Raw genomic sequence first — 25,321 nt, forward strand, 5'->3', positions numbered from 1 at the left:
ATCAAATAGGGGTATCGGGATATCCGATGGCTAAAGCCAGTGGCGCCGAGCCGGACTGGGACAACAGGCTCGGCCAGCGCCTGAAACTGCGCGATCTGCACGTCCTCACCACGGTCGCCCGCTGGGGCAGCATGGCGAAGGCGGCGACGCATTTGTCCACATCGCAGTCGGTCGTGTCCGAGGCGATCGCCAATCTGGAAAGCGCGCTCGGCGTCCGGCTCCTGGACCGCACGCCGCGCGGCGTCGAATTGACCGTCTATGCCGAGGCGCTCTTGAAGCGCGGCCACGTCGTGTTCGACGAGCTGCGCGAGGGCATCAAGGACATCAAGGCGCTGGCTGGCGCGACGGCGGGCGAGGTGCGGATCGCCTGCGCGGAGTTTCTCGCCGCCGGTCTCATCATGGATACGGTCGACGCCTTTTCGCGGCGCTACACCGACACGGTTTGTCACGTCAGCGAGGCGGACGTCACCTCGCTCGACTTCCACCAGCTTCACCGCCGCGACGTCGACCTGATGGTGACGCGGGTGCCGAACGGCTTCGCCGACGACGACCTCGTCATCGAGCCGCTGTTCGACGACCCGCATCTCGTGGTGGCCGGCGCGAAAAGCCCGTGGGCCGGCCGGCGCAACCTGACGTTGGCGGATCTCGCCGGCGCGCCGTGGATCGTGCCGCCGTCGCCGATCGTGTACGCCATTCTGGCCGAAGCCTTCGAGGAGCAGGGCCTGAAGATGCCGACCGAGCGGGTTGTGTCGTCCTTCATCCTGATGCGCAATCATCTGCTCGCGACCGGCCGCTTCGTCACCGTGCTGCCGGAGTCGACCTTCCGCTACAACGCGCGGCAATGGGCGCTGCGCGACCTGCCGGTGCGCCTGAGCGGCAAGCAGCAGCCGATCGCGATCGTCAGCCTGAAAAGCCGTACCGTCGGTCCGGTCGTGCAGCTGTTCATCGAGCAGTTGCGAGCGGCCGCGAAGGCTTTCGACCGCACGCGGCGCTGATTTAACCCAGCGCCTTCATCACCGCCGTGGCGACAGCTGCCGTGCCGTCGCTGCCGCCGTATTCCATCGGCCTGATGCCGGAACGATAGGCGTCATCGACCGCGCGCTCGATGCGCTCGCCCGCCTGCGCCGCCGCCGGCATGTCGTGCCTGTCGGCGAGCCAGTCGAGCATCATCGCGGCGGACAGGATCATCGCGGTCGGGTTCGCCTTGCCCTGGCCCATGATGTCCGGCGCGGTGCCGTGGCAGGGCTGGAACACCGCGTGCTTGTCGCCGATATCGGCGGAGGGCGCGATGCCAAGCCCGCCGATCAGCCCGGCGGCGAGATCGGAGAGAATGTCGCCGAACATGTTTTCCATCACCATCACGTCGAAGTCCCATGGCTTCTTGACCATGATGGCGGCGCAGGCGTCGACATAGAGCATGTCGGTCGAAACGCCCGCCAGCTTCGACGCGCGCTCGCGGAAGATGTCGCGCTGCCAGTTGAACGCCTTGAAGACATTGGCCTTGTCGACCAGCGTGAGCTGGCCTTTGCGCCCGCGGGCCTTGCGGCGCTGGGCGAGCCGCAGCGAGAAGTCGAACAGCTTTTCGGTCTTGGCCCGCGTCACAACCAGCGTCTCGCGCGCCTCGTCCTGAGTGACGACGCCCTTGCCGCGCGAGGCGAACAGGCCTTCGGTCGACTCGCGGATCAGCACGAAGTCGATGCCTTTCTCTGCTGCGCCGACGATCGGACTTGGCACGCCGGGAATGAGCCGCGCCGGCCGCACGCCGGCATAAAGGTCGAAGATGAAGCGCAGCTCGACCTGCGGCATGATCTCGGTGTCGTCGGGATAGCGCACGCTGGGCAGGCCACAGGCGCCGAGCAGGATGGCGTCGGCCTCCTCGCAGAGCCGCACGGTCGCGTCCGACATCGATTTGCCGGTCGCCTGATATTCCTCCGCGCCAGCCGGCGCGGTGGTGAAGCGGAATGTGAGCCCCGGCGTCGTTTCTGCGACGCGATTGAGCACGTCGAGCGCCGGCGTCATCACTTCATGGCCGATGCCGTCGCCCGGCAGCACTGCGATGTGGAAGGCGTCGTTGGCGCTCATGGGATAAGGCCCGGCTGGTGTTGCGGTTGGCGGGCCGCTAATGAATACGTCTGTGCGCCGGCGCGCAAGGCGTCACGGCGGGACTGGCGAGAGGAAGTGGAATGCCCCGGTTTTCGGCCCATGTCGGCTATCTGTTCACCGACCGTTCGCTGCTCGAGCGGTTCGACGCGGTGGCGGCGGCCGGCTTCACGGCGATCGACATGCCGGCCTGCTACGAAGCGCCGGCAGCGGTCATCGCCGAAGCGGTGAAGCGCAACGGCCTGACGCCGCTCGGCATCAACACGCCGCGCCATTTCGACAAGGCGCCGCACGGGCTGGCCGCGCTGCCGGGCCGCGAGAAGGAGTGGGACACCTCGTTCGCGATGGCGCTCGACTATGCGACGGCCATCGGCAACAGCGCGATCCACTGCATGGCCGGCATCGTCGATGACGGCGAGCGCGCCGCGGCGGAAAAGACATTTATCGCCAACCTGAAGCGCGCTGCCGATCTCGCGCTCGAGAAGAACATCAGGCTCAATCTCGAGCCGCTCAATCCTTATGACGCGCCGGGTTATTTCCTGCGCAGCGTCGAGCAGGCCGCCGAGATCATCGCCAAGGTCGGCAAGCCGAACCTGCAGATCCAGTACGATTTCTATCACGTGCAGATCGTCAGCGGAGACGTGGTGCGGCGGCTGGAAAAACACCTCGCGTTGGTGGGTCACCTGCAATGCGCGCAGGTGCCGGTGCGTCACGAGCCGAACGGCGGCGGCGAGATCAATTATCCCTTCGTGTTCGAGCAAGTTGACCGGCTCGGCTACAAGGGCTGGATCGGCGCGGAGTATCATCCGCGCGGCAAGACCGAGGATGGCTTGGGCTGGGCGCGGCCTTACGGCGTCGTGCCGAAAGGATGACGGTCATGGGTGAGAGATTGAAAGACAAGGTCGCCATCGTCACCGGCGCGGGCTCCGGCATGGGCGAGGCGATTGCGCACACCTACGCGCGCGAGGGCGCGAAGGTCGCGGTGCTCGACGTCAACGAACAGGCGGCGCAGCGCGTCGCGGCCGCCATCGGCGCGAACGCTGCGCCGATCGCCTGCGACGTGACACGGCACGATGACCTCGACCGCGCGGTGGCCGCGACGCTCAAGGCGTTCGGCAGGGTCGATATCCTCGTCAACAATGCCGGCGTCACCCACGTCAACAAGCCGCTGATGGACATCGGCGAGGACGAGTTCGACCGCGTCTTCGCGGTGAACGTGAAGGGCGTGTTCCTCGGCATCCAGGCGGTGGTGCCGCAGATGCGCAAGACGGGCGGCGGCGTCATCGTCACCATCGGCTCGACGGCTGGCCTGCGGCCGCGGCCCGGCCTGTCGGCCTACAACGCGACCAAGGGCGCGGTGCATAATCTCACCAAGACGCTCGCGGTCGAGCTTGCGCCGGACAAGATCCGCGTCTGCGCCATCGCGCCGGTCGCGACCGACACGCCGCTGCTGCCGACCTTCCTTGGTCCTGCGCCGGGCCAGCGCGAGAAGTTCATCGCGACCGTGCCGCTCGGCCGGCTCGCCGAGTCGCAGGACATCGCCGACACCGCGCTGTTTCTTGCATCCCACGAGGCGCGCTTCCTGACCGGCAACATCGTCGAGGTGGACGGCGGCCGCTGCGTCTGAAACGCGCCCGGTGCCCGGAAAGCGGCGCATTTAGCTCTGATTAACCATCAAAGGCATTGAAAATACGCCTTTTTTCGCTTTGCGCCGTGCCGGGGCGTTGCTAACGTGCCTCCCGACAGGCGAGACAACAATGGCAGAAACGGAAAAAGCCGAAGCTCAGGCCCGGGCGGCGCAGCCGCTCAAGGACGCGATCCGGGACGCGCGCATCGAGGCGGCGGAGCGCTCCGCCGTGGTCGTCGACATGCGCGACGCCGATCTGGCGCGGCTCGAAATCCTCAACGATGCGCTCGATCCGGTGTTTGCCGAAGTGCCGGCGGGGGTCGATCTTTTCGACCGCGGCATCAGCCGGGGCGACACGCCGCGGCTGTGGATCGACGTGCTGGCTCACGTCACGATGGGCCGCGACAAGCGGCTCTATCGCTTTGTGCAGGACACCCGCTACGGCCGCACCACGCTCGCGGAATCCTACGAGACCCGCGATATCGCCGAAGCCGTGACGCGCTATGTCGCGCGCCGGCTGGTCGAGCGCGAACGCGCGTTGTCGGACGACGCGGCGCAGGGCGAGGTGGTGGCGCGGCGCAACGCGGTGCACGCGAAGCGCGCGCGGCGCTGGCGCTCGTTCCGCGCCTTCCTGCTCGGCATCGTCATCGGCGTGATCGGCCTCGTCGCGCTGGCGATCCTGTATCCGAATCTTTAGTGCCGAACGTCATGGCCGGGCTTGTCCCGGCCATCCACGTCTTGCTTTGATCAAAGTCGTGGATGCCCGGCACAAGGCCGGGCATGACAGAGAAAATTTTCTTATCCGACCAACACCGTCTTGCCGAGCGTGACCACCTCGCCGTCGCGCGTCATGCCGCGCGTTTCGAGTTCGCAGGTCCACGCGCCGGTTGCGCCGCCGATCCGGTAGAGATTGTAGGAGGCGTCGGTCTTACTCGTGCCCGGCGCGGCGGACGCCGAGGCAACGCCGACCGCGGGCACTTGCGTGCCGTCCGGCCCCGTGAGCGGCTCGATCATGTTGAGATGATCGTGGCCGTGGATGACAAGCTCGGCGCCATGCGCGGCGATGACGCGCTTGAAGATATCGGCGTCGAGCAACCGTTTGTGCCGGCCGGCATGGCTGACCGGGGGATGGTGGATCATCACCACGCGGAACAGGTTTTCGTCTTTCAGTCTTTTCAGCGCCGCCGCCAGTTCGGCGAGCTGCTTGGCGCCGAGCCAGCCGGTCGCGAGGAACGGCGCGGTCGGCACGCCGGAATTGACCCCGACCAGCCCGAGCGGTCCGCGCCGCCGCACATAGGGAAAGCCGGCGCTGCCGTCGTCCGCCGCCATGAAGGCGCCCCATTGCCGCGCGGCGAGAGCCCCGCCGGCCGCGACATAGATGTCGTGATTGCCGGGCACGAAGCTGACATCGTGCGGGCTGCCCAGGCTTTCCAGCCAGTCGCGGCCGCGGGGAAACTCCTCGGGCAACGCGAGATTGGCGATATCGCCGGTGACGGCGATGTGGTCGGGCGAGTGAGTCTTCATGTCCACGACGATGCGGGCGAGCGTCTTGGGATCGTGGATCAGGTGGCGCTTGCGGCGCCAGTTGATGTAGCCGGTGATGCGCTTGCCGATCAGCTGCGTCCAGTGCGGCTGCGGCAACGGTGCAAGATGCGGGTCCGACAGATGCGCCAGCGTGACCATGCGCCAGTCATGCCCGGCCCGACGCGAATTGTCACGAACTCCCGATCAGGATGCCGGCGAGAAACACCAGCACGCCGCCGACCACGACCTGAAACGCCGCGCTGAGGAACGGCGTGTCCATGTAGCGCATGCGGATCCACGAGATCGCCGCAAGCTCGACGGCGACCACCGCCACCGACACGATGGTGGCGATCCAGAAATCCGGGATGAGATAGGGCAGGGTATGACCGAGGCCGCCGATCGCGGTCATCAGGCCGCAAACCGAGCCGCGCAGCCACGGCGTGCCGCGTCCGGTCAACGAGCCGTCGTCGGACAGCGCTTCCGCAAAACCCATCGAGATGCCGGCGCCGACCGACGCCGCCATGCCGACGAGGAAGGTTTCCCAGGTGTTGTGAGTGGCGAAGGCGGCGGCGAACAGCGGCGCGAGTGTCGACACCGAGCCGTCCATCAGTCCGGCGAGACCCGGCTGAATATACTGGAGCACGAACATGCGCCGCGCGGTCTCGTCTTCCTTCTCGCGGGCGCCTTCGGTGAGGATCGTCTCGGTGAGCTTGTGCGCGAGACTTTCGTGGCCGGCCTCGGCCTCCGCCAGTTCGATCAGCAACTGGCGCACGGAGGCGTCGCGCGCGCTTTCAGCCGCCTTGCGGTAGAAGCGCTCCGCCTCGAATTCCATGTCCTCGGCATATTTGCGAACGGCGTCGAGATTGAGCGGCCGCATCAGCCAGAGCGTCGGCTTGTCCTTGATGAAGCCCCTGACGTCCTGTCGGCGCACCAGCGGCAAATACTCGCCGAACTTCTCGCGATAGAGGTCGTAGAGCATCGTGCGGTGATGCACTTCCTCCGCGGCCATCTCGTCGAACACCTTGGCGGAGGCTGGAAACTCGCCGCGCAGGCCCTCGGCGAAGCCCTGATAGATGCGGCTGTCCTCTTCCTCGTTGGTGATGGCGAGGGCGAGCACTTCCTGTTCGGAGAGGTCTGAAAAACGCTTCAAGGCAGGGCCTTTCGGGAACGTATGCGATCGGCTTTATATATTAGAATAATTCTAATCTGAAAAGCGGCCGTCCGGCATGGGGTGGATGCGGACGAGGAAAGGCTGGCGGGACCGGCGGCTGGCTGGCACATCTCGCGGATGGCCCTGAATGCCTTTCGCCGCGCCTGCGAGCCGCTGATCCGCCGTGTCCTGCATGCTTACTGGCGGGTATCCCGCGGGATGACGCTCGGCGTGCGCGCCGCGGTGATCGACGGCGAGGGCCGTGTGCTGCTCATCAAACATTCCTATGTCGACGGCTGGCACTTCCCCGGCGGCGGCGTCGAGCCGGGCGAGACGTTCCTCGAGGCGCTCGCGCGCGAACTGCACGAGGAGGGCGGCGTCGCGCTCGACGGTCCGCCGGCGCTGCATGGCATGTTCTTCAACGGCCGCGTTTCGCGGCGCGATCACGTCGTGCTCTATGTGGTGCGCAGCTTTCGTCAAGCTGTGACGCCGAAGCCGAATTTCGAAATCGTCGACCACGGATTCTTCGCGCGCGACGCCTTGCCGGACGGCACGACAGCCGCGACGCGCGCACGGCTCGCGGAAATTCTCGACGGCGTGCCGGTCAGCGCGACCTGGTAGCTAACCCAAACGCGCGCGGTCGTGCGGCCGGTTGTAGTCAAGCTCCGGCCCGATCGGCACCACGCCGGTCGGGTTCACCTTGAGCTGGCTCGCATAGTAGTGGAACTTGATCTCGCCGAGCTTCACCGTGTCGGCGACACCGGGCTGCTGGTAGAGATCGCGCAGGTAGTTCGAGAGATTGGGATAGTCCTCGATCCGCTTCCAGTTGCACTTGAAATGGCCGTGATAGACGGCGTCGAAGCGGATCAGCGTGCAGAACAGCCGGATGTCGGCTTCGGTGATGTCGCTGCCCGTGAGGTACCGCTGCTTCGACAGTATCTGCTCGAGATCGTCCAGCGTGTCGAACACGCTCCGCGCCGCCGCCTCGTAGGCTCCTTGCGAGGTCGCGAAGCCGGCGCGGTACACGCCGTTGTTGATGTTGGGATAGATGATGTCGTTGAGGCGGTCGATCTCGGCGCGGTTCGCTTCGGGGTAATAATCGTTGCGGACATTGGTGAAGGCGTCGAACGACGAATTGAGCATCCGGATAATTTCGGACGACTCGTTGTTGACGATCGTTGCCGTCTTCTTGTCCCACAGCACCGGCACGGTGACGCGGCCGGTGTAGCGCGGATCGGCCTTCACATAGATGTCGGAGAGCTTCGCCGCGCCGTTGATGTCGTCGCCGGTCGAGCCTTCGTCCTTGTTGAAGGTCCAGCCGTCCTTCAGCATCAGCGGCGAGACGGCGGACAGCGAGATCACGCTGTCGAGGCCCTTGAGCTTGCGCATAATAATGGTGCGGTGCGCCCAGGGACATGAGTAGGAGACGTAGAGGTGGTAGCGGCCGGCTTCGGCCGCAAAGCCGCCCTTGCCGGAAGGGCCGGGGCCGCCGTCGGGCGTCACCCAGTTACGGTACTGGGTGGTCGGGCGGACGAACTGGCCATCCTTGGCCGTGCGCACGCCGTCCTCGGTCCAGACGCCATCGACAAGATGTCCCATCGAGCACTCCTTCGGTCCGCGGTCCGGCCGCAATCTAGCGGCCTCACACGGATTAGGTAGGTCAAATCCGCATGATTGCGAGGCGCGTGGATGTCTTGTGCGGACGATTGGACCGGAATCCTGCGAAATGCTAATCGCGGGACACGCCGGCTTGCCGATGGATTTGGCCGCCGGAGGTTTTGGGGCCCGATGAGCGAACTTGCACTGACCATCCAGCCGGAGACCGCCGACGACGCGGCGGCGATCGAGCGGCTGCACGAGCGCACCTTCGGGCCCGGCCGCTTCGCCCGCTCGGCCTATCGGCTGCGCGAGGCGCGCGATCATCTGCTCGCGCTGTCCTTCACCGCGCGGGTCGGCACGCTGATGGTCGGTTCGGTGCGGCTGACGCCGGTTCTGATCGACATCACGCCGGCCCTGCTGCTCGGGCCTTTGACCATCGAGCCGCCGTTTCGCGACCGCGGCATCGGCAAGGCGTTGATCGCGCGCGCGCTCGACGACGCGAAAAACCAGGGCCACAGACTGGTGCTGCTGGTTGGCGACGAGCCTTATTACGGCAAGCACGGTTTCCGCACGATCCCGAAGGGGCAGGTGAAGCTGACCGGGCCGGTCGATCCGGCGCGAATGCTGGTGGCCGAGCTTGCGCCGGGCGCCTTCGACGGCGTGAGCGGGCTGATCCGCCCGTTGTGGGAAAAAGCCTAGCGGCCTTCGCGCGCCATCGAAGGTCGAGTCAGCGGCCTTCGCGCGCCCAAGTGAGCGCCAGCGCGCCGACCAGCAGCAACAGGCCGATCAGCCCGGCGAAGATCGGCAGCACGCCGATGCCGCGCACCACGCTGGCGTCGCGCATCTTCAGGCCGATCCAGTCGTCGCCCTTGTAGGTCGTCGAGGTGCGCACCGGCACCACGCGCGGAATTGCGAGTGAATTGCCGTCGGCGAGGCGTCGCGCGCCGCCGCCGGTCGCTTCCGCCAGCGCGCGCACACCGTCCGTCGTCGAGGTAACTTCGGTGAACTCGCGCGGGTTGGCCGGCCCGACATTGCCGAGCGCGGTCAGCTTGCCGTCGGTCGCGCGCCACAGGCCAAGCTCGTCGGCCTTGATGGTGGCGTTCCACACGCCCGGCTCCTTGCTCTGCAAGGTGAGTTTGCGCTCCGCGCCGCCCGGCGTCGTCAGCGTGATCTCGTTGACGCTGTCGCTCATGGTCTGGCGCTGCACCGTGAGGTCGCGGCCGCGCACCAGAATGCGCAGCGCCTCTTCCTCGAGGTCGGGCTGCTTCATCAGCCAGTGCGACAGCCGCCGCAGCAGATCGAGATGCGGACCGCCGTCCTCGTAGCCGCGTGCCCAGAGCCAGATATGGTCGGACAGCAGCAGCGCGACGCGCCCGGCGTCCTGCCGGCCGAGCACCAGCAGAGGCTTGCCGTTGCCGCCTTCCATCACCGCGGTGCCGGTGGTGCGCCTCGTGTCGACGAGGCGGAACCAGCGGCTCCAGTGCGGTGGATCGCTCTGCGAGCCTTCGAGCCCGCGCGTCACCGGGTGTCGTTTGCCGAGATCGGTGAGGCGGGCGCGGAACGGCGTTTCGCTCATCGCGCCCGACGGCTCCGCGGGCAGGATGGCATCGAGCGGTGTGCGCCAGATGCTGGTCGGGCTGGCGTAATCGGGACCGGCGGCGATCAGCACCGCGCCGCCGTCGCGGACGTAATTGGCGATGTTGTCGAAATAAACCAGCGGCAGCACGCCTTGCCGCGCGTAGCGGTCGAAGATGATGAGCTGGAATTCGGAAATCTTCTGCTGGAACAGCTCGCGGGTCGGGAAGGCGATCAGCGACAGCTCGTTGATCGGCGTGCCGTCCTGTTTTTCTGGCGGGCGCAGAATGGTGAAGTGAACGAGATCGACCGAGGCATCCGACTTCAGGAGGTTGCGCCAGGTGCGCTCGCCGGCATGCGGTTCGCCGGAGACGAGCAGCACGCGCAGCTTGTCGCGCACGCCGTCGATCGACACGACCGCGCGGTTGTTGACCAGCGTCAGTTCGTTGTCGAGCGGCGAGGCCTCGATCTCGATGATGTTCTGCCCGGCGTGCTTGATCGGTACGTTGACCTTGAGGTCGGTGTGCACGGTGGCGGTCCGCCGCTCGATTTCCTCGCCGTCGCGCCGCACGGTGATCTGCACGGCGCCCGACGACGCGCCCTGATCCTCGATGCGGAAGCTGATGGTCTGCGGCTGGTTGACGATGCCGAAGCGCGGCGCATTGGTCAGCACCACGCGGCGGTCGCGCTCGTTCGGCTGGCCGGTGATCAGCGCGTGCAGAGGCGCGGCGAAGCCGAGCGCAGCCGCGTCGGCCGGAATGTCGTGAATGCGCCCGTCGGTGATCATGATCGCGCCGGCGACGCGATCGGGCGGTACGTCGGCGAGCGCGGAAGACAGGGCCGAGAACAGCCGCGTGCCGTCGTGTTCGCCGTCCGGCTCGCTGGCCTCGACGGTGCGCAGTTCGAGGCCCGGAATACGATTGAGCCGTTCGGTCAGCGCGGCGCGCGCGGCCTCGGTCTGCTTGGCGCGGTCGCCGAAGTCCTGGCTCGGACTTTTGTCGACGATGAGCGCGGCCACCGAGGGGATCGGATCGCGGTCCTCGCGGGTAAACGAAGGATTGGCCAGCGCCAGCACCATGAGGGCAAGCGCGATGGCGCGCATCCAGGCGCCGCGGCTGCGCGCGGCAAACAGCATCAGCACCAGCACGGCCGTCACGGCGATGCCCGCCCAGATCACGTAGGGCGGAACGAGCGGCGCGAAGGAGATGCCGAGGTTCATGGCGCGCTCCTACTGCCCCAGCCGTTCGAGCAGCGCCGGGATGTGCACCTGATCGGCCTTGTAGTTGCCGGTCAGCACATACATCACGATGTTGACGCCGGCGCGGAACGCCATTTCACGCTGGCGCGGCTCGCCCGACACCATCGGCAGATAGGGCTGGCCGTCGGGGTGCATCGCCCAGGCGCCCGCCATGTCGTTCGAGGTGATGAGGATCGAGGACACGCCGTCGCCGGCGCGGGCCGGGCGCTGCGGGTCTTCCTCGCTGTCCGGCGGCAACGCCTCGACCCAGAGCTGGCCCTCGGCGAAGCGGCCCGGGAAGTCGTGCAGCAGGAAGAAGGTCTTGGTCAGCACGTGGTCGCGCGGCACCGGCTCGAGTTCGGGAACGTCGAGCGAGGAGAGGATGGTGCGCAGCGCCACCATGCCGGGGGACTGCGCCGGCCCGCCATTGCCGGGCGTGACGTTGATGGCGTCGCGGGTGTCGAACAGGATGGTGCCGCCGCGCTTCATGTAAGTGCCGATGCGCTCCAGCGCCTGCGGCGACGGTTTCGTCGCGTTCGGAAGCACCGGCCAGTACAGCAGCGGAAAGAAGGCCAGTTCGTCGCGGCCGGGATCGATGCCGATCGGTTCTCCGGCTTCGAGCGCGGTGCGCTGGCCGAGGAACAGCGTCAGGCTACGCAAGCCGGCCTTGCTGATCGCGTCGACCTCGCTGTCGCCGGTGACGACGTAGGCAAGGCGCGTTTGCAGGGTCGCGGCTTCCGCGAATTGGTCCTTCTGCGACAACGCGGCATTCGGCGGTTTGGCGGGGGCGTTGCGCGGCGACTGCGCATGGCCGGCGGTGGTTGCGAGGACAAGGCCGAGCGCGGCGGCGAGAACGAGCGCGGTTGTCGCCGCGCGGCGGCGGCGCGCCAGCAGGCCCAATCCTCCCGCGAGCCAGAACACGACGAGCGCATCGAGCGCGAGCAGCGCCAGCGCTAAGGTGAAGACCGGCCCGCGCAGGTCGAGCGGTTCGCCGAACCGGTAGACGTCGCGCCGCGCGTTGAGCGGCGCGTAGTCGATGGCGGCGGGGCGGTCGGCGGCGGTGAGGGTGTTCACCGCGACAAGCCCTTCCGGCGGACCGTAGAAGCCGGGCGGATGATCGAGCGTGGCGCGCGCGGCGAAGCCGGCCGGCACCGGCCGCGCGGTCGAGGGCGGCGGGATGAAGGCGCCGAAGCCGTCGAGCACGCGGGTCGGCGGCACGGCCTGCGCCGCGCCGTTACCGGCAGCCTGCGCATTGCCGCCATCGGTGGCGATCGTGGAGCCGGCGAGACCGACGATGCGGCGAAGCATGTCGACGAAGGAGCCGGACAGCGGCAGGTCCGACCAGCGGGTATCGGCGGTGACGTGGAACAGCACGATCTCGCCCTTGCCGCGGCGCTGCGCGGTGACGAGCGGCGTGCCGTCGGCGAGCGAGGCCCAGGTCCGCTCGGTCAGGCTTGCATCCGGCTCGGCGAGTACCTGCCGCGTCACGGTGACGTCGTTGGGCACCGGCATGCCGGCGAACGGGCTTTCGCGGGAGAACGAGGTGAGCGGTTGCGGCTTTTCCCAGCTCAGCGAGCCGCCGAGAATGCGGCCGCCGCGGCGTAGCTTCACCGGAACGAGGTCGTCGTCGGTCGCCGCGAGATGCGGGCCGGCGAAACGCACCAGCACGCCGCCGCCGTCGATCCAGGCATTGAGGCGCTCGCGCACTTCCGGCGCGACGTTGCCGACATCGGCCATGATCAGCATCGGCAGGTTCTGATCGAGGAATTGTTCGACGGCCTGCGTCGGCGACACGCCTTCGGCAAGGCGGATGTCGGCGAACGGATTGAGCGCGCGCGACAGATAGTAGGTCGCGCCGATCAGCGGCTGCGAACGATCCGAAGCAGAGCCGGAGATGACGCCGACGGTGCGCCGCCGCCATCGCTTGTCGAGCAACTGGACCGCTCCGGAGGAGCGCTCGCCGACGATCTCGAGCCGCGCTACGTCGTTGCGGATCTCGACCGGCAGGTCGATCATCGCTTCGGCTTCGAGGTCGTTGCCCTTGAAGGTGAAGGGAGCCTGTCCGAGCGGCAGGCCCTTGAGGTCGATGGCGTTGACGACGCCTGTTGCCGGGCCGTCGGCGCGGGTGCGCAGCACCTTCACCGTGAGGGCGCCGGCGGCGTTGTCGGCGGCGGCGAGCGCGCGCGGCGAGGCGATGCCGCCGTCGATCACGGTGATCTGACGGCTGCCGGTCGCCGTTTTCAGGTCCTGCACGAATTGCGCGGCCTTGCCGAGGTCGACGCCATCGGCGAGCCACACGATCTCGGCGTCCGGCGTCTTGGCGAGGAAACGCGTCAGCGCCGGCAGGCTCTCGCCGCGATCGGGCGTGTGCGGCGCGGGCTTCAGTTGTTGCACCTGCACGCGCAGCGCGCCGGCCGGCTGCAATGAAATATCCCGGTTCGGATCGGCAAAGGTGAGCATGGCGACGCCGCGGCCATCGGCATCGGCGCGCGCGATCATCTCGTCCGCGGTGCGCAGCCGCGCGTCCCACGACGACGCAGCGGCCCAGCCGTTGTCGAGCATCAGAAGCAGCGGCGCGGCGCGGTTGGTGCCGGCGAGCGGCGGATTCCACAGCGGTCCCGCCGCGGCGATGATGACGAGCGCCGCAAGCATCAGCCGCAGCAGCGTCAGCCACCACGGCGTGCGCGACGGCGTTTCTTCCTTCGGCGCGATTTCGAACAGCAGCCGCGTCGGCGGGAAGTTGACCTGGCGCGGGCGGGGCGGCACCAGCCGCAACAGCCACCACAGCACCGGCAGCGACAGCAGGCCAAGCAGCACCAGCGGCTGCGCGAAGGCGAGCGGAAGGCCGGGGATCATGCGAAACCTGCCGCGCCGGTGCGCGCCGGCTGATGATCCTTCGTGAAGGTCTGCGCGCCCTGACCCATGCGGGCGTGGACGGCGAACAGGAGTTCGGTGGGGCCGCGGTCGGTGTGATGGACCGTGAAGCTCCAGCCGAACTGCTCGCACTCGCTGCGCAGCGCGGCGCGATGGCTTGCGACCAGGTTCCGGTAGTCGTTGCGCCACGTCTCGGCGCGGCCGGCCGTGATGCTGCCGAGCCCTTCCGGCTCGATGAATTCGACGCGGCCGGAATAGGGGAAGGTTTCCTCAGCCGGATCGACGATCTGTACAACATGGCCGCGCGCGCCGTTGGCGGCGAGCTGGCCGATGATCTTGCGGAAGTCGGCAATCGGGCTCCAGAAGTCCGACACCAGCAGCACCTCGGAAAACGGGGCCGGCGAGAAGTTCGGCGGCAGGCTCGGCCGCTCGGTCTCATCGTGAATCAGCACTTCGGCCATCTTCTCGATGATGTTGTGGTGCGCTGTCGGCCGCATCAGGTCGGGAATGCCGACGCGCTCGCCGCCTTGCACCAGCACCTCGGCAAAGGCGAAGGACATCACCAGCGCGCGGTCGAGCTTCGACCATTCGGTGAGATGCGAATTGAAATCCATCGACGGCGAGCGGTCCGGCCACAGCCAGATGGTGTGCGAGGCCTCCCATTCGCGCTCGCGCACATAGAGATGGTCGTCGCGCGCCGAGCGGCGCCAGTCCACGTTGCTCGCGGGCTCGCCGGACGTGAAGCGGCGATATTGCCAGAAGTTCTCGCCGGCGCCGGCGCGGCGTCGACCATGCAGACCGTGCAGGATGGTGGCGGCGACGCGGCGCGCCTCGAGGATGAGGCGCGGCACCCGCGCGGCGAGCTTGCGGCTCTTGCCGACGGCGTCGCGGATCGCTTCCCGTTCGATGTCGCTGCGTGGAAGCTCGGCCATCCGGACTATCCGATGCGCCCCTTCAGCCGTGTGACGACGCCGGAGATCGTCTCGCCTTCGGCGCGCGCCGAGAAGGTGAGCGCCATGCGGTGCTTCAGCACCGGCTCGGCGAGTTCGATCACGTCGTCGATCGACGGCGCAAGCCGGCCTTCGAGCAGGGCGCGGGCGCGCACGGCAAGCATCAGCGCCTGACTCGCGCGCGGACCCGGACCCCACAGGATCAGCCGGCCGGCGTCGCCGGCCTCGGGGCCGGGACGTGCGGAACGCACCAGTTCGAGGATCGCGTTGACGACGGATTCACCGACCGGCAGACGGCGCACGAGCCGCTGCGCGGAGAGCAGATCGTCCGCAGTCATCGCAGCCTTGGCTTTGGTCTCTTCGGCGCCGGTGGTGTCGAACAGGATGCGGCGTTCGGATTCGAGATCGGGATAGTCGACGTCGATTTCCATGATGAAGCGGTCCAACTGCGCTTCGGGGAGCGGGTAGGTGCCTTCCTGCTCGAGCGGGTTCTGCGTCGCGAGCACATGGAAGGGCTTGGGCAGGTCGTGGCGCGCGCCGGCCACCGTGATGTGCTGCTCCTGCATCGCCTGCAACAGCGCCGACTGCGTGCGCGGGCTTGCGCGATTGATCTCGTCGGCCATCAGCAGTTGCGCGAAGACCGGGCCCGGAATGAAACGGAAGTTGCGCTTGCCGCCGGCGTTCTCCTCCAGCACCTCGGAGCCGAGAATGTCGGAGGGCATCAGGTCCGGCGTGAACTGTACGCGCCGCGCGTCGAGGCCGAGCGCGATGCCCATCGTCTCGACGAGCTTGGTCTTGGCGAGGCCGGGCACGCCGACCAGGAGCGCGTGGCCGCCGGACAACACGGTGACGAGTGCCCGCTCGACGACCTTGTCCTGTCCGAAGATGACGGTGGAGATCGCGGCCTTGGCGGCCCTCACATTGGCGGCGGTGGTTTCCGCCGCGCGAACGATCATGTCTTCCAGTTTTTCGATGCTTTCGCCGCTTGGCGCCGCCATGAGCTTCCTGCTCCTTCCGAGCGTGTCATCCCGAGCGCATCACCGGCCGTTTCGGACTGCGGTCGATCCGCGCGATCCGGCCGATTCTGGCTGAATATCAAGGCGATCTTACGCTATCTTGCGTCGCCGGTCCGGCTCATCACGAAGATGCGAACAGGCCCCTGAGTTGCGGATTCGGCGGGAGAACAATGGCAAACAAAGGGCAGGGCGGCCTCGAGGCGATCGTCGCGTCTCTGCCGCGCGCGGGCGACAAGGGGCCGGCACCGGTCGAGCGCTGGAATCCCCCCTATTGCGGGGATATCGACATGCGGATCGCCTCCGACGGCACGTGGTTCTATATGAAGACCCCGATCGGCCGGCCGGCGCTGGTCAGGCTGTTTGCCTCCGTGCTCAAACGCGAGGCGGACAGCTACTTCCTGGTCACGCCGGTCGAAAAGATCGGCATTTCGGTCGATGATGCGCCATTCCTGGCGGTCGAAATGAAGACGGACGAGGCGGACGACACATTGACCTTCCGCACCAATGTCGACGAGTGGGTGGCCTGCGGGCCGGGCCACGCGCTGCGCTTCGAGCCGGAAGCCGATACCGGAGGCCTCAAGCCCTACCTGCATGTCAGGCGCGGACTGTGGGCGAAGGTGACGCGTGCGCTGTTCTACGATCTGGTCGAGCGCGGCGAGGAGCGCGAGGTCGATGGCACGCTGAAATTCGGCGTCGCCTCCGGCGGCGCATTTTTTCCGATGGCGGATGCCAGCACGGTGCGGAATTGGGTGTGATGGACCAGGCGGCGGTGGATCGGGTGTTGTCGGCGCAGGAGTTCTTCGCGCGCGCGCGGTCGCGGCTGACGCTCGACGTGCCCGCGGGACTGACCGATCCGAAGATCGTGCCCAAGCGCGGCGACCACGACGCCGATCCGGTGATGGCGAAGATCGCCGACGTGCGGCCCATTCGCCCGGCGGCGGTGCTGGTGCCGGTGATCGAGCGCGACGAGCCGGTCGTGCTGCTGACGCAGCGCGCCGCGCATCTGCCGGCGCATCCGGGACAGATCTCGTTTCCCGGCGGCAAGATCGACAAGACCGACAAGGACCCGAGCGACTCCGCGCTGCGCGAAGCGGAAGAGGAGATCGGCCTCGACCGCTCCTTCGTCGAGCCGCTCGGCTATCTCGATCTTTACATGACGACGCTCGGCTATCGCATCGTGCCGGTGATCGCGCGCGTCAAGGAAGGCTTCGCGCTGACGCTCAACGCCGCCGAAGTCGACAGCGCCTTCGAGGTGCCGCTGTCGTTCCTGATGTCGCTGAAGAACCATCAGCGTCATTCGCGCGAATGGCAGGGCCTGACCCGGCACTACTACGCGATTTCCTATGGCGAGCGTTACATCTGGGGCGTCACCGCCGGCATCCTGCGCAATCTCTACGACCGGATTTATTCCTCATGATCCGTCCCGTTCTGACCGAGCTGATTCTGTTCCTGATGCCGTTCGCGGTCTATGCGGTGTTCCTGTGGACGACCAGGGCCGGCGTGTTCCATCCGGACTCCTGGCCGGTGTCGCGCATCCTGACGCTTGCGATTATCGCGGCGCTGCTGGTGGTCGGCAGCTTCATCTACTTCGCGCAGTTCGGCGGTGCGCCGGTCGGCTCGACCTATGTTCCGGCCCATGTCGAAGACGGCAAGTTCGTGCCGGGGCAGTTCCGCTGATGGCAGCGAGCGGCGCAACGGACAAGACCATCGACGCCGCGTGGCTCAAAGGCGGCGCGCTGCCGCGTCTGCTTGCGGCGCTCGATACGAACGGCGAAGAGGCGCGCGCGGTCGGCGGCGCGGTGCGCAATGCGCTGCTGGCCGAGCCTGTGCACGAGATCGATGTCGCGACGACGGCGATGCCCGACGAGGTGACGCGACGCGTCACGGCGGCCGGCTTCAAGGCGGTGCCGACCGGCATCGCGCACGGCACCGTGACGGTGGTGATCGACGGTGCGCCCTATGAAGTCACCACGCTGCGCAAGGATGTCGAGACCTTCGGCCGTCATGCGACGGTGGAATTCGGCCGCGACTGGGAGGGCGACGCGCACCGCCGTGACTTCACGATCAACGCGCTGTCGGTGACGCGCGACGGCAAGGTTCACGACTATACCGGAGGGCTTGCCGATCTCGGCGACCGCCGTATCCGCTTCATCGGCGAGGCGAAGGCGCGCATCGAAGAAGACTATCTGCGAATCCTGCGGTTCTTCCGCTTCCACGCTACCTATGGTGCCGGCGAGCCGGATGCCGAAGGCGTCGCCGCCTGCATCGCCGCGCGCGCCGGTCTTGCGCAGCTGTCGCGCGAACGGGTGCGTACGGAGATGATGAAACTGCTCGCCGCGCGCCGCGCCGTTCCGGCGCTGCAGGTGATGGCCGAGATCGGCCTGCTGCTCGACGTGATCGGCGGCGTGCCGAATGTCGTGCATGCCGCGCGAATGGCGGAGCTCGAGCAAGCGTTGGCGTTGCCGGCCGATCCCGTTCGCAGGCTCGCCGCGCTCGCCGTCGTTGTCGCGGAGGACGCCGAGCGGTTGTGGCAGCGGCTGCGGCTCGCCAACAAGGAATACGAGCGGCTTGCTGGAATGGCCGAAGGCTGGCGGCGCATTTCGCCGGACTTGAGCGGGCAGGCGCAGCGCGTGTTGATCTACCGGCTCGGGCCTGAACTGTTTGCCGATCAGGCGTTGCTCGGCTTCGCACGCGCGCAGGCGCAAGCAAACGACGCGGCATGGCAGGCGCTTGCGACCCTGCCGCAGCGCTGGAGCGCGCCGGCTTTTCCGCTCAAGGCGGCGGATTTCATCAAGCGCGGCGTCGCGCAGGGGCCGGCGCTGGGCGCAGCGCTGCGCGCGGCCGAAAGCGCCTGGCTGGCGGCGGATTTTCCGTCCGATGCCGCGGCGGTCGGGCGCATCGCCGACCAGGCCGCAAAATCATGAGCGCTGCAATCTGACGCAGACGTGACGAAGCGTGATGACGCTTCGCCGCGCGGCGCATTAGTCTTTGCTCCGAGGATTCGGCGGGGAGGGCGGCATGCGCGGCTTCTGGCGTGGACTGGCGATTTTCTGCCTTGGCGGCATTCTCGGCACCGGCTTCGGTGTCGCGCTCGGCTTTTTCTTTTTTCCGTTCGTGTTTCCGCCACCGCCCGCGGCCGAGCAACTGACCGAGGCCGACCGCTCCGCGATCTACGCCACCGGCACGTTCATTCACGCCAATCCGTCCGATCCGGTCCATTACGGCAAGGGCAAGGTCAGCGTCTATCAGCGCACGGTATTTCTGGAGCCGGATTTCGAGGTCGGGCCGGGGCCGAAATATCACGTCTATCTCGTGCCGAATGCGAACATCCGCAACGAGGTGGCTGTGAAGGATGCGATGTTCGTCGATCTTGGCCGGCTGCGCTCGTTCAAGGGCAGCCAGCGCTATCCGATTCCGGCGGGCGTCGATCTCGCGAAGTATCCGAGCGTCGTCATCTGGTGCGAGGCGTTCGGCGTGCTGATCTCGCCGGCGGATCTGCAGCCGGCGAAGCCATAGCGAGTCAAGGCCACTTCACCACTGGCGGCATCGAGGACAGGATCGACTCGACATTGCCGCCGGTCTTGAGGCCGAAGATCGTGCCGCGGTCATACAGCAGATTGTATTCAACATAGCGGCCGCGGCGCACGAGTTGTTCCTCGCGCTCCTTGTCGCTCCACGGCGTCGCGAAATTCGCGCGCACCAGTTTCGGATAGATGCCGAGAAAGGCGCGGCCGACATCCTGCGTGAAGGCGAAGGTCTTGTCCCAATCGCTTTCTAGATAGTCGTAGAAGATGCCGCCGATGCCGCGCGGCTCGTTGCGGTGCTTGAGGAAGAAATACTCGTCGCACCATGTCTTGAACCTTCCGTAGTCGGCGACCGCCTGGTGGGCGTCGCAGGGCGCCCGCATTGCGGCGTGGAAGGCGAGGGTGTCGGGATCGCTCTGCGTGCGCCGCGCATCGAGCACCGGCGTCAGGTCAGCGCCGCCGCCGAACCACGCTTTCGTGGTGACGACGAAACGGGTGTTCATGTGCACCGCCGGAATGTTCGGGTTGTGCAGGTGCGCGATCAGCGAGATGCCGGACGCCCAGAAGCGCGGGTCATCCGCCGCGCCGGGAATCTGCGCGCGGAACTCCGGCGCGAACTCGCCATGCACGGTCGAGCAGTGCACGCCGACCTTCTCGAACAGCCGGCCGTGCATCATCGACATCACCCCTCCGCCACCGGCTTCGCCGTTGTGGTCGGTGCGCTGCCATGGCGTGCGCACGAAACGGCCTGCGGGCAGGGCCGCGGTCTGCGGCATCGCCGGCGCCTCGTCCTCGAGCCGTTCGAAGGCGGCGCAAATCTCGTCGCGCAGGCTCTCGAACCAGGCGCGGGCCTGCGCTTTGCGCTTATCGAGTGTGTCGTCGGTCATGTTGGCAGGCATGGGCTCACTCTAGCTTTTTTTGTTTTGTCGCGTTTTCTTTACGCGAACCGGCTTCCACTTCGCTCGAAAACGCTCCGTCGCCGGGGGTCAGCCGGGCGGAAATCCGCCGGTTTGCCGCAGCGCTTCACCGGATACGATGGCGGCGGCCATCGCGACGTTGATCGAGCGCAAACCCGGCCGCATCGGGATGCGAAGCCGCAGGTCGGCGGCGGCATGGACCTCGGCCGGCACGCCGGCGCTCTCGCGGCCGAACAGCAGGATGTCGCCGGCGGCATAGCGGTGGTCGAGATAGCCCGCCGTCGCAGCGGTGGTCATCAGCAGCAGGCGAGCCGCCTCGGCGCGCCGCCAGGCCTCGAAGGCGGTCCAGTCGACATGCCGCGTCAGCCTGACCTGATCCATGTAGTCCATGCCGGCCCGGCGGAAGGCGCGGTCGGAGACCGGGAAGCCGGCCGGCTCGATGATGTGCGCCTCGATGCCGAGGCACGCGCAAAGCCGGAGAATCGTTCCGGTATTGGGCGCGATGTCGGGCTGGTAGAGGGCGATCCGGATCATGGTGGCGCGGCCGGCGGGGCGGTTTAGAGGCAGTAAAATGCAGTAGCCAAATGACTTGTGCGACAAGGCTTAATTGGCGCGATAGCGGGCTTGCGCTTGCACCGCAAGGGTGCCAATAGAACCTCGCCGGCGCCATCCTGCCTTGACCGGGAATGTTGCGGCGGTCCACCCGCCGCCGGCCCCCGACTTCAGCCGGCTCCCGAGCCGCGGGCGGGATTCTCAACGTCAGCCGGACGCCAGCCGGAGGAGAGGGATCCAGACGTGACGACCGTGTCTTCGGCGGAGCACTCGCGCCGCGATTTCCTTTACATCGCCACCGCAGCCGTCGGCGCGGTCGGTGCCGTCGCGGCCGCCGTGCCGCTCGTTTCACAGATGAACCCGGACGCCTCGACGATCGCGGCCGGCGCGCCGATCGAGGTCGATCTCGGCCCGATCGCGGAAGGCCAGGTCATCAAGGTGTTCTGGCGCGGCAAGCCGATCTTCATCTCGCACCGGACCAAGAAGGAGATCGAAGAGGCGCAGAACGTGCAGGTCGCGAGCCTGCCCGATCCGCAGTCCGACGCCGATCGCGTCAAGAAGGGACACGACCAGTGGCTGGTGCTGATCGGCATCTGCACCCACCTCGGCTGCATCCCGCTCGCCCACCAGGGCGACTATGACGGCTTCTTCTGCCCCTGCCATGGTTCGCAGTACGACAGTTCCGGCCGTATCCGCCGCGGCCCGGCGCCGAAGAACCTGCCGCTCCCGCCATACGAATTCGTTTCCGACAGCAAGATCCGGATCGGCTGATCCGCGCGCATCCGCATTGAAGGTTCGACCATGACCGGGCATTCCACCTATCAGCCGACAAACGGTTTCATGAAGTGGCTTGAACGCCGCCTGCCGATTGCCGGCCTTGTTCATTCCTCGTTCGTTGCCTACCCGACGCCGCGTAACCTGAACTACTGGTGGACCTTCGGCGGCATTCTCTCCTTCATGCTCGGCGTGCAGATCGTCACCGGCATCGTGCTGGCGATGCACTACACTCCCCATGTCGATCTCGCCTTCAAGTCGGTCGAGACGATCATGCGCGACGTCAACTACGGCTGGCTCTTGCGCTACGTCCACGCCAACGGCGCGGCGATGTTCTTCCTCGCGGTCTATGTCCACATCTTCCGCGGCATGTATTACGGCTCCTACAAGGAGCCGCGCGAGGTGCTCTGGATCCTCGGCGTGATCATTTACCTGCTGATGATGGCGACCGGCTTCATGGGCTACGTGCTGCCGTGGGGCCAGATGAGCTTCTGGGCCGCGACCGTCATCACCAACCTGTTCTCCGCCATTCCCGGCGTCGGCGACCTCATCGTCACCTGGCTGTGGGGCGGCTATTCGGTCGGCAACCCGACGCTGAACCGCTTCTTCTCGCTGCACTACCTGCTGCCCTTCGTCATCGCGGGCGTCGTGGTGCTGCACGTCTGGGCGCTGCACGTCGCGGGCCAGAACAACCCGACCGGCGTCGAGCCGAAATCGGATCAGGACACCGTGCCCTTCACGCCCTACGCGACGGTGAAGGACGGCTTCATGATGGCCGTCTACTGCATCCTGTTCGCCTGGTTCGTGTTCTACATGCCGAACTATCTCGGCCACGCCGACAACTACATCCCGGCGAACCCGGCGGTGACCCCGGCGCACATCGTGCCCGAATGGTACTACCTGCCGTTCTACGCGATCCTGCGCGCGATCCCTGACAAGCTGCTCGGCGTCTGCGCGCTGATCGGCTCGATCGCGATCCTCGCCTTCCTGCCGTGGCTCGACACCTCGAAGGTGAAGTCGGCCCGCTACCGTCCGCTGTACCGCCAGTTCTTCTGGCTGTTCGTCGCGACCTGCATCGGCCTCGGCTGGCTCGGCGCGAAGCCGGCGGAGGGCCTTTACGTGATCGCGGCGCGGCTCTTGACCGTCTACTACTTCGGTTACTTCATCGTCGTGCTGCCGCTGCTCGGCATTTTCGAGAAAACCAAACCGCTGCCGAATTCGATTTCGGAATCGGTTCTGGGCGCGAAGGCGTGAGAGGGCGGGCCATGAAAAAAGATCTGTCCAACAATCGCGCCATGTACCGCAACCTGCTCACCCTCGTCGCCGCCGGCTCGATGCTGGCGCTGTCGTCGTCGGCGTTTTCCGCCGACGAGGGCGGCTCTCACGGCGCGCCGCAGCCGCCGCGCCAGTCGTGGTCGTTCGCCGGCCCGTTCGGCAAGTTCGATCAGGCGCAGCTGCAGCGCGGCTTCAAGGTCTACAAGGAAGTCTGCTCGGCCTGTCACTCGCTGTCCTATGTCAGCTTCCGCAACCTCGCCGAGCCGGGCGGTCCGGGCTACACGCCCGCGCAGGCCGCGCAGGTCGCCAAGGAATACAAGATCAAGGACGGCCCCAACGATGCCGGCGAGATGTTCGAGCGCGAGGGCCGTGTGGCGGATTACTTCCCGGCGCCGTTCCCGAACGAGCAGGCCGCCCGCGCCGCGAACGGCGGCGCCGCTCCGCCGGATCTGTCGGTGATCGCCAAGGCGCGCACCTATGAGCGCGGCTTCCCGTGGTTCGTGATCGACATGGTCACGCAGTTCCAGGAGCAGGGGCCGGACTACATCACCGCGCTGCTGCATGGCTACGAGGAAGCGCCCAAGGGCTTCGCCCTGCCGCCGGGCGCGCACTACAACAAATATTTCCCCGGCCATGCGCTCGGCATGCCGCCGCCGCTGTCGAAGGATCAGGTGACCTTCGACGACGGCACGCCGGCCACCGTCGAGCAGATGGCGAAGGACGTCTCGGCGTTCCTGATGTGGACCGCGGAGCCGCACATGACCGCGCGCAAGCGGCTCGGCTTCCAGGTCATGATCTTCCTGATCGTGCTGTCGGGCCTCCTGTACTTCACCAAGAAGAAGGTCTGGGCCGCGGTGCACTGACGCCGCGCACGGCATCGTGACTATGTGAAGGGCCCCTTGCGGGGCCCTTTGCTGTTTTCGGCCCTGCCGTTTTCTGGCATGTCAGTTCCTGCACGGCACGCAACGGCGCGGGGCACATGACGAAGACGGTTCTCGGCATCATCGGCGGGTCGGGCATCTACGACCTGCCGGGCCTCACCAATCTGCGCGAGCAGCGTATCGAGAGCCCGTGGGGCGAGCCGTCGGGCCCGCTGCGCATCGGCGAGCTCGCGGGGCTTCCGGTCGTGTTCCTGTCGCGGCATGACAAGGGCCACCGGCTGTCGCCGTCCGACGTCAACTATCGCGCCAATATCGATGTGCTGAAGCGCGCGGGCGTCACCGATCTCGTCTCGCTGTCGGCTTGCGGCTCCTTCAGGGAGGAACTGCCGCCGGGCACCTTCGTGATCGTCGACCAATTCGTCGACCGCACCTTCGGCCGCGCCGGCTCGTTCTTCGGCAAGGGCTGCGTCGCGCATGTCTCGATGGCGCATCCGGTCGCTCCGCTGCTCGCCGGCCATATCGAGCAGGCCGCGCAGGCGGAAGGGATCCGCCATGTGCGCGGCGGCACCTACATCTGCATGGAAGGGCCGCAGTTCTCCACTTACGCGGAGAGCATGACCTACAAGCAGCTCGGCTATTCGGTGATCGGCATGACCAACATGCCGGAGGCGAAGCTCGCCCGCGAGGCGGAGCTTTGCTACGCCAGCGTTGCCATGGTGACCGACTTCGACTGCTGGCACCCGGATCACGACGCGGTGCAGGTCGCCGACATCATCAAGGTGCTGATGGAGAACGCCGCCAACGCGCAGCGGTTGGTGGCGCGGCTGGCGCGCGATTTCCCGCGCGAGCACGAGCCTTGCCCGATCGGCTCGGATCGCGCGCTCGATGCCGCGCTCATCACCGCGCCGGAAGCGCGCGATCCCGCATTGCTGCGGAAGCTCGACGCCGTGGCGGGACGGGTGCTCGGCCACCCGAAATGAAAAACGGCGGCGCGTCACGCGCCGCCGCAGTTTTTCTTTGCCGGTCAGTTCTGGTGCAAAGCCGCCGCCAGTTCTTCGTAACGACCCGGATAGAAGACGACGTTGTGCCAGGGCCGGTGGCTCATGTAGTCGGCGAATTTGCGCGCGTCTTTGCCGTCCGCGCCGAACAGGACGATTCGGCGGTTGAAGTCGTCGAGCGGGAAGGGCGGCTTTTTCATCTTGCCGCTCACCACCTGGTCGAGCGGGGCATTCACGGCGCCGGCAACGGTGCCCTTCGAGAAGTCCATTTGCGGCCGGACGTCGATGAAAACGGCGGTACGGTCATGGTCGAAGATACGGGTAAGGCCGGCGTCTTCGATGACCAGCGGTTCGCCGAGCGCCCGCCAAACCGGGATGCCGAGCTGATACCGGCGGACATTCGAATAGCCGGCCTCCGTGAGCGCCGTTGCAAACCGGCGGCTGGCCTGACAGTGCGGGCCGTTGCAGTACAGCACGAGCGGCGCGGCCTTGTCACCGTTCGCGAGCTTGTCGACCACCGCGAGACGCGCCTCCGGCGCGCCGTCGACCACGTGAGCATTCGGAAGGTGGCCGGCGTCGAATTCCGCGTGGGTCCGGGTGTCGAGAATAATGGCGCTGCCATCGCGAACGATGCGCCGCATCTCGTCGGTCGTTACCTGAGGGGAAACGGGCTTGGATTCGGCGGTGATCGCCATCGTGATATCGGGTGCCTCGCCACGTGCCATGCCTGTAAAAGCGAGGCCGAGCG

The 25,321-nt window shown here is 66.9% G+C and carries 24 protein-coding genes and 1 pseudogene; 14 read left to right on the top strand and 11 right to left on the bottom strand.

Translation table 11 applies throughout. The features are described from left to right. The first annotated feature begins 26 nt into the window (after positions 1-26). Positions 27-995, top strand: coding sequence for a LysR family transcriptional regulator (locus AB7F10_RS05715; protein WP_428559793.1), 969 nt, complete (start codon positions 27-29; stop codon positions 993-995). 1 nt (position 996) lies between these two features. Here the strand turns inward: AB7F10_RS05715 and AB7F10_RS05720 are convergent, their stop codons facing one another. Beyond that, positions 997-2,082, bottom strand: a complete 1,086-nt coding sequence (locus AB7F10_RS05720) for an isocitrate/isopropylmalate dehydrogenase family protein (protein WP_428559791.1) — start codon at positions 2,080-2,082, stop codon at positions 997-999. Between the two features lie 101 nt (positions 2,083-2,183). Here AB7F10_RS05720 and AB7F10_RS05725 point away from each other — a divergent pair, with 101 nt between their 5' ends. The 3 genes from AB7F10_RS05725 (at position 2,184) to AB7F10_RS05735 (ending at position 4,424) form a co-directional block, all read left to right on the top strand. Beyond that, positions 2,184-2,972: a hydroxypyruvate isomerase family protein gene (locus AB7F10_RS05725; RefSeq protein WP_428559789.1), complete on the top strand. Its 789-nt coding sequence runs from the start codon at positions 2,184-2,186 to the stop codon at positions 2,970-2,972. Positions 2,973-2,977: 5 nt separating this feature from the next. Further along, a complete protein-coding gene (locus AB7F10_RS05730) occupies positions 2,978-3,727 on the top strand; it encodes an SDR family oxidoreductase (protein WP_428559787.1) in 750 nt (249 codons plus the stop codon). A gap of 130 nt (positions 3,728-3,857) precedes the next feature. Continuing rightward, positions 3,858-4,424: a hypothetical protein gene (locus AB7F10_RS05735; RefSeq protein WP_428559785.1), complete on the top strand. Its 567-nt coding sequence runs from the start codon at positions 3,858-3,860 to the stop codon at positions 4,422-4,424. 101 nt (positions 4,425-4,525) lie between these two features. Here the strand turns inward: AB7F10_RS05735 and AB7F10_RS05740 are convergent, their stop codons facing one another. Together AB7F10_RS05740 and mbfA are read right to left on the bottom strand one after the other, a co-directional pair. Then, the gene (locus AB7F10_RS05740; protein WP_428559783.1) at positions 4,526-5,410 is read right to left on the bottom strand and encodes a metallophosphoesterase family protein; all 885 of its coding nucleotides are present in this window, start codon (positions 5,408-5,410) and stop codon (positions 4,526-4,528) included. Between the two features lie 31 nt (positions 5,411-5,441). After that, positions 5,442-6,401: an iron exporter MbfA gene (gene mbfA, locus AB7F10_RS05745; RefSeq protein ID WP_428559781.1), complete on the bottom strand. Its 960-nt coding sequence runs from the start codon at positions 6,399-6,401 to the stop codon at positions 5,442-5,444. Between the two features lie 138 nt (positions 6,402-6,539). Here mbfA and AB7F10_RS05750 point away from each other — a divergent pair, with 138 nt between their 5' ends. After that, positions 6,540-7,022: an NUDIX domain-containing protein gene (locus tag AB7F10_RS05750; protein ID WP_428559779.1), complete on the top strand. Its 483-nt coding sequence runs from the start codon at positions 6,540-6,542 to the stop codon at positions 7,020-7,022. Here AB7F10_RS05750 and AB7F10_RS05755 read toward each other — a convergent pair whose 3' ends face one another. Continuing rightward, positions 7,023-8,000 carry a glutathione S-transferase family protein gene (locus AB7F10_RS05755; RefSeq protein ID WP_428559777.1) on the bottom strand — a complete coding sequence of 326 codons (978 nt, stop codon included), beginning with the start codon at positions 7,998-8,000 and terminating at the stop codon, positions 7,023-7,025. 189 nt (positions 8,001-8,189) lie between these two features. On the opposite strand from AB7F10_RS05755, the gene AB7F10_RS05760 reads away from it, so the two are divergent. Next, positions 8,190-8,699 (top strand): GNAT family N-acetyltransferase, encoded by a 510-nt coding sequence (locus tag AB7F10_RS05760; RefSeq protein ID WP_428559774.1) that lies wholly within the window; start codon positions 8,190-8,192, stop codon positions 8,697-8,699. A 28-nt stretch (positions 8,700-8,727) separates the two neighbouring features. On the opposite strand, the gene AB7F10_RS05765 is transcribed toward AB7F10_RS05760, so the two are convergent. The 4 genes from AB7F10_RS05765 to AB7F10_RS05780 are packed head-to-tail and all read right to left on the bottom strand — an operon-like array spanning position 8,728 to position 15,634. Then, the gene (locus AB7F10_RS05765) at positions 8,728-10,794 is read right to left on the bottom strand and encodes a hypothetical protein (protein WP_428559771.1); all 2,067 of its coding nucleotides are present in this window, start codon (positions 10,792-10,794) and stop codon (positions 8,728-8,730) included. Positions 10,795-10,803: 9 nt separating this feature from the next. Continuing rightward, positions 10,804-13,665, bottom strand: coding sequence for a DUF4159 domain-containing protein (locus AB7F10_RS05770; protein WP_428560050.1), 2,862 nt, complete (start codon positions 13,663-13,665; stop codon positions 10,804-10,806). Further along, positions 13,665-14,618, bottom strand: coding sequence for a DUF58 domain-containing protein (locus tag AB7F10_RS05775; protein ID WP_428559769.1), 954 nt, complete (start codon positions 14,616-14,618; stop codon positions 13,665-13,667). Before AB7F10_RS05775 ends, AB7F10_RS05770 begins: the two co-directional genes overlap by 1 nt. A gap of 5 nt (positions 14,619-14,623) precedes the next feature. Next, positions 14,624-15,634 (bottom strand): AAA family ATPase, encoded by a 1,011-nt coding sequence (locus tag AB7F10_RS05780; RefSeq protein WP_428559767.1) that lies wholly within the window; start codon positions 15,632-15,634, stop codon positions 14,624-14,626. Positions 15,635-15,822: 188 nt separating this feature from the next. On the opposite strand from AB7F10_RS05780, the gene AB7F10_RS05785 reads away from it, so the two are divergent. The 5 genes from AB7F10_RS05785 (at position 15,823) to AB7F10_RS05805 (ending at position 19,168) form a co-directional block, all read left to right on the top strand. Continuing rightward, the gene (locus AB7F10_RS05785) at positions 15,823-16,407 is read left to right on the top strand and encodes a DUF1285 domain-containing protein (protein ID WP_428559765.1); all 585 of its coding nucleotides are present in this window, start codon (positions 15,823-15,825) and stop codon (positions 16,405-16,407) included. Continuing rightward, positions 16,407-17,069 (top strand): CoA pyrophosphatase, encoded by a 663-nt coding sequence (locus AB7F10_RS05790; RefSeq protein WP_428560048.1) that lies wholly within the window; start codon positions 16,407-16,409, stop codon positions 17,067-17,069. The genes AB7F10_RS05785 and AB7F10_RS05790 overlap by 1 nt, the downstream gene beginning before the upstream one ends. After that, positions 17,066-17,329, top strand: coding sequence for a DUF6111 family protein (locus AB7F10_RS05795; RefSeq protein WP_428559763.1), 264 nt, complete (start codon positions 17,066-17,068; stop codon positions 17,327-17,329). The genes AB7F10_RS05790 and AB7F10_RS05795 overlap by 4 nt, the downstream gene beginning before the upstream one ends. Next, positions 17,329-18,576 carry a CCA tRNA nucleotidyltransferase gene (locus AB7F10_RS05800; protein WP_428559761.1) on the top strand — a complete coding sequence of 416 codons (1,248 nt, stop codon included), beginning with the start codon at positions 17,329-17,331 and terminating at the stop codon, positions 18,574-18,576. The genes AB7F10_RS05795 and AB7F10_RS05800 overlap by 1 nt, the downstream gene beginning before the upstream one ends. Positions 18,577-18,670: 94 nt before the next feature. Next, positions 18,671-19,168, top strand: a complete 498-nt coding sequence (locus tag AB7F10_RS05805) for a DM13 domain-containing protein (RefSeq protein WP_428559759.1) — start codon at positions 18,671-18,673, stop codon at positions 19,166-19,168. Positions 19,169-19,172: 4 nt separating this feature from the next. On the opposite strand, the gene hemF is transcribed toward AB7F10_RS05805, so the two are convergent. Together hemF and AB7F10_RS05815 are read right to left on the bottom strand one after the other, a co-directional pair. Then, positions 19,173-20,075, bottom strand: a complete 903-nt coding sequence (gene hemF, locus AB7F10_RS05810) for an oxygen-dependent coproporphyrinogen oxidase (protein WP_428559757.1) — start codon at positions 20,073-20,075, stop codon at positions 19,173-19,175. A gap of 87 nt (positions 20,076-20,162) precedes the next feature. Further along, positions 20,163-20,624, bottom strand: a complete 462-nt coding sequence (locus AB7F10_RS05815) for a tRNA (cytidine(34)-2'-O)-methyltransferase (RefSeq protein WP_428560046.1) — start codon at positions 20,622-20,624, stop codon at positions 20,163-20,165. Between the two features lie 264 nt (positions 20,625-20,888). Between AB7F10_RS05815 and petA the strand changes: the two genes are divergently transcribed. From petA to AB7F10_RS05830, 3 genes and pseudogenes are all read left to right on the top strand, one after another. Further along, complete coding sequence (gene petA / locus AB7F10_RS05820; protein ID WP_428559755.1) at positions 20,889-21,416, top strand: ubiquinol-cytochrome c reductase iron-sulfur subunit; 528 nt, start codon at positions 20,889-20,891, stop codon at positions 21,414-21,416. 30 nt (positions 21,417-21,446) lie between these two features. Continuing rightward, a pseudogene (locus AB7F10_RS05825) lies at positions 21,447-23,557 on the top strand (cytochrome c1). Between the two features lie 116 nt (positions 23,558-23,673). After that, on the top strand, positions 23,674-24,555 hold the full coding sequence (locus tag AB7F10_RS05830; protein WP_428559753.1) for an S-methyl-5'-thioadenosine phosphorylase: 882 nt from the start codon (positions 23,674-23,676) through the stop codon (positions 24,553-24,555). Between the two features lie 44 nt (positions 24,556-24,599). Here the strand turns inward: AB7F10_RS05830 and AB7F10_RS05835 are convergent, their stop codons facing one another. Beyond that, complete coding sequence (locus tag AB7F10_RS05835) at positions 24,600-25,268, bottom strand: rhodanese-like domain-containing protein (RefSeq protein ID WP_428559750.1); 669 nt, start codon at positions 25,266-25,268, stop codon at positions 24,600-24,602. Positions 25,269-25,321 lie beyond the last annotated feature (53 nt).

Origin of the sequence: Pseudolabrys sp., assembly GCF_050250095.1 — a bacterium.
Classification (GTDB): domain Bacteria; phylum Pseudomonadota; class Alphaproteobacteria; order Rhizobiales; family Xanthobacteraceae; genus Pseudolabrys.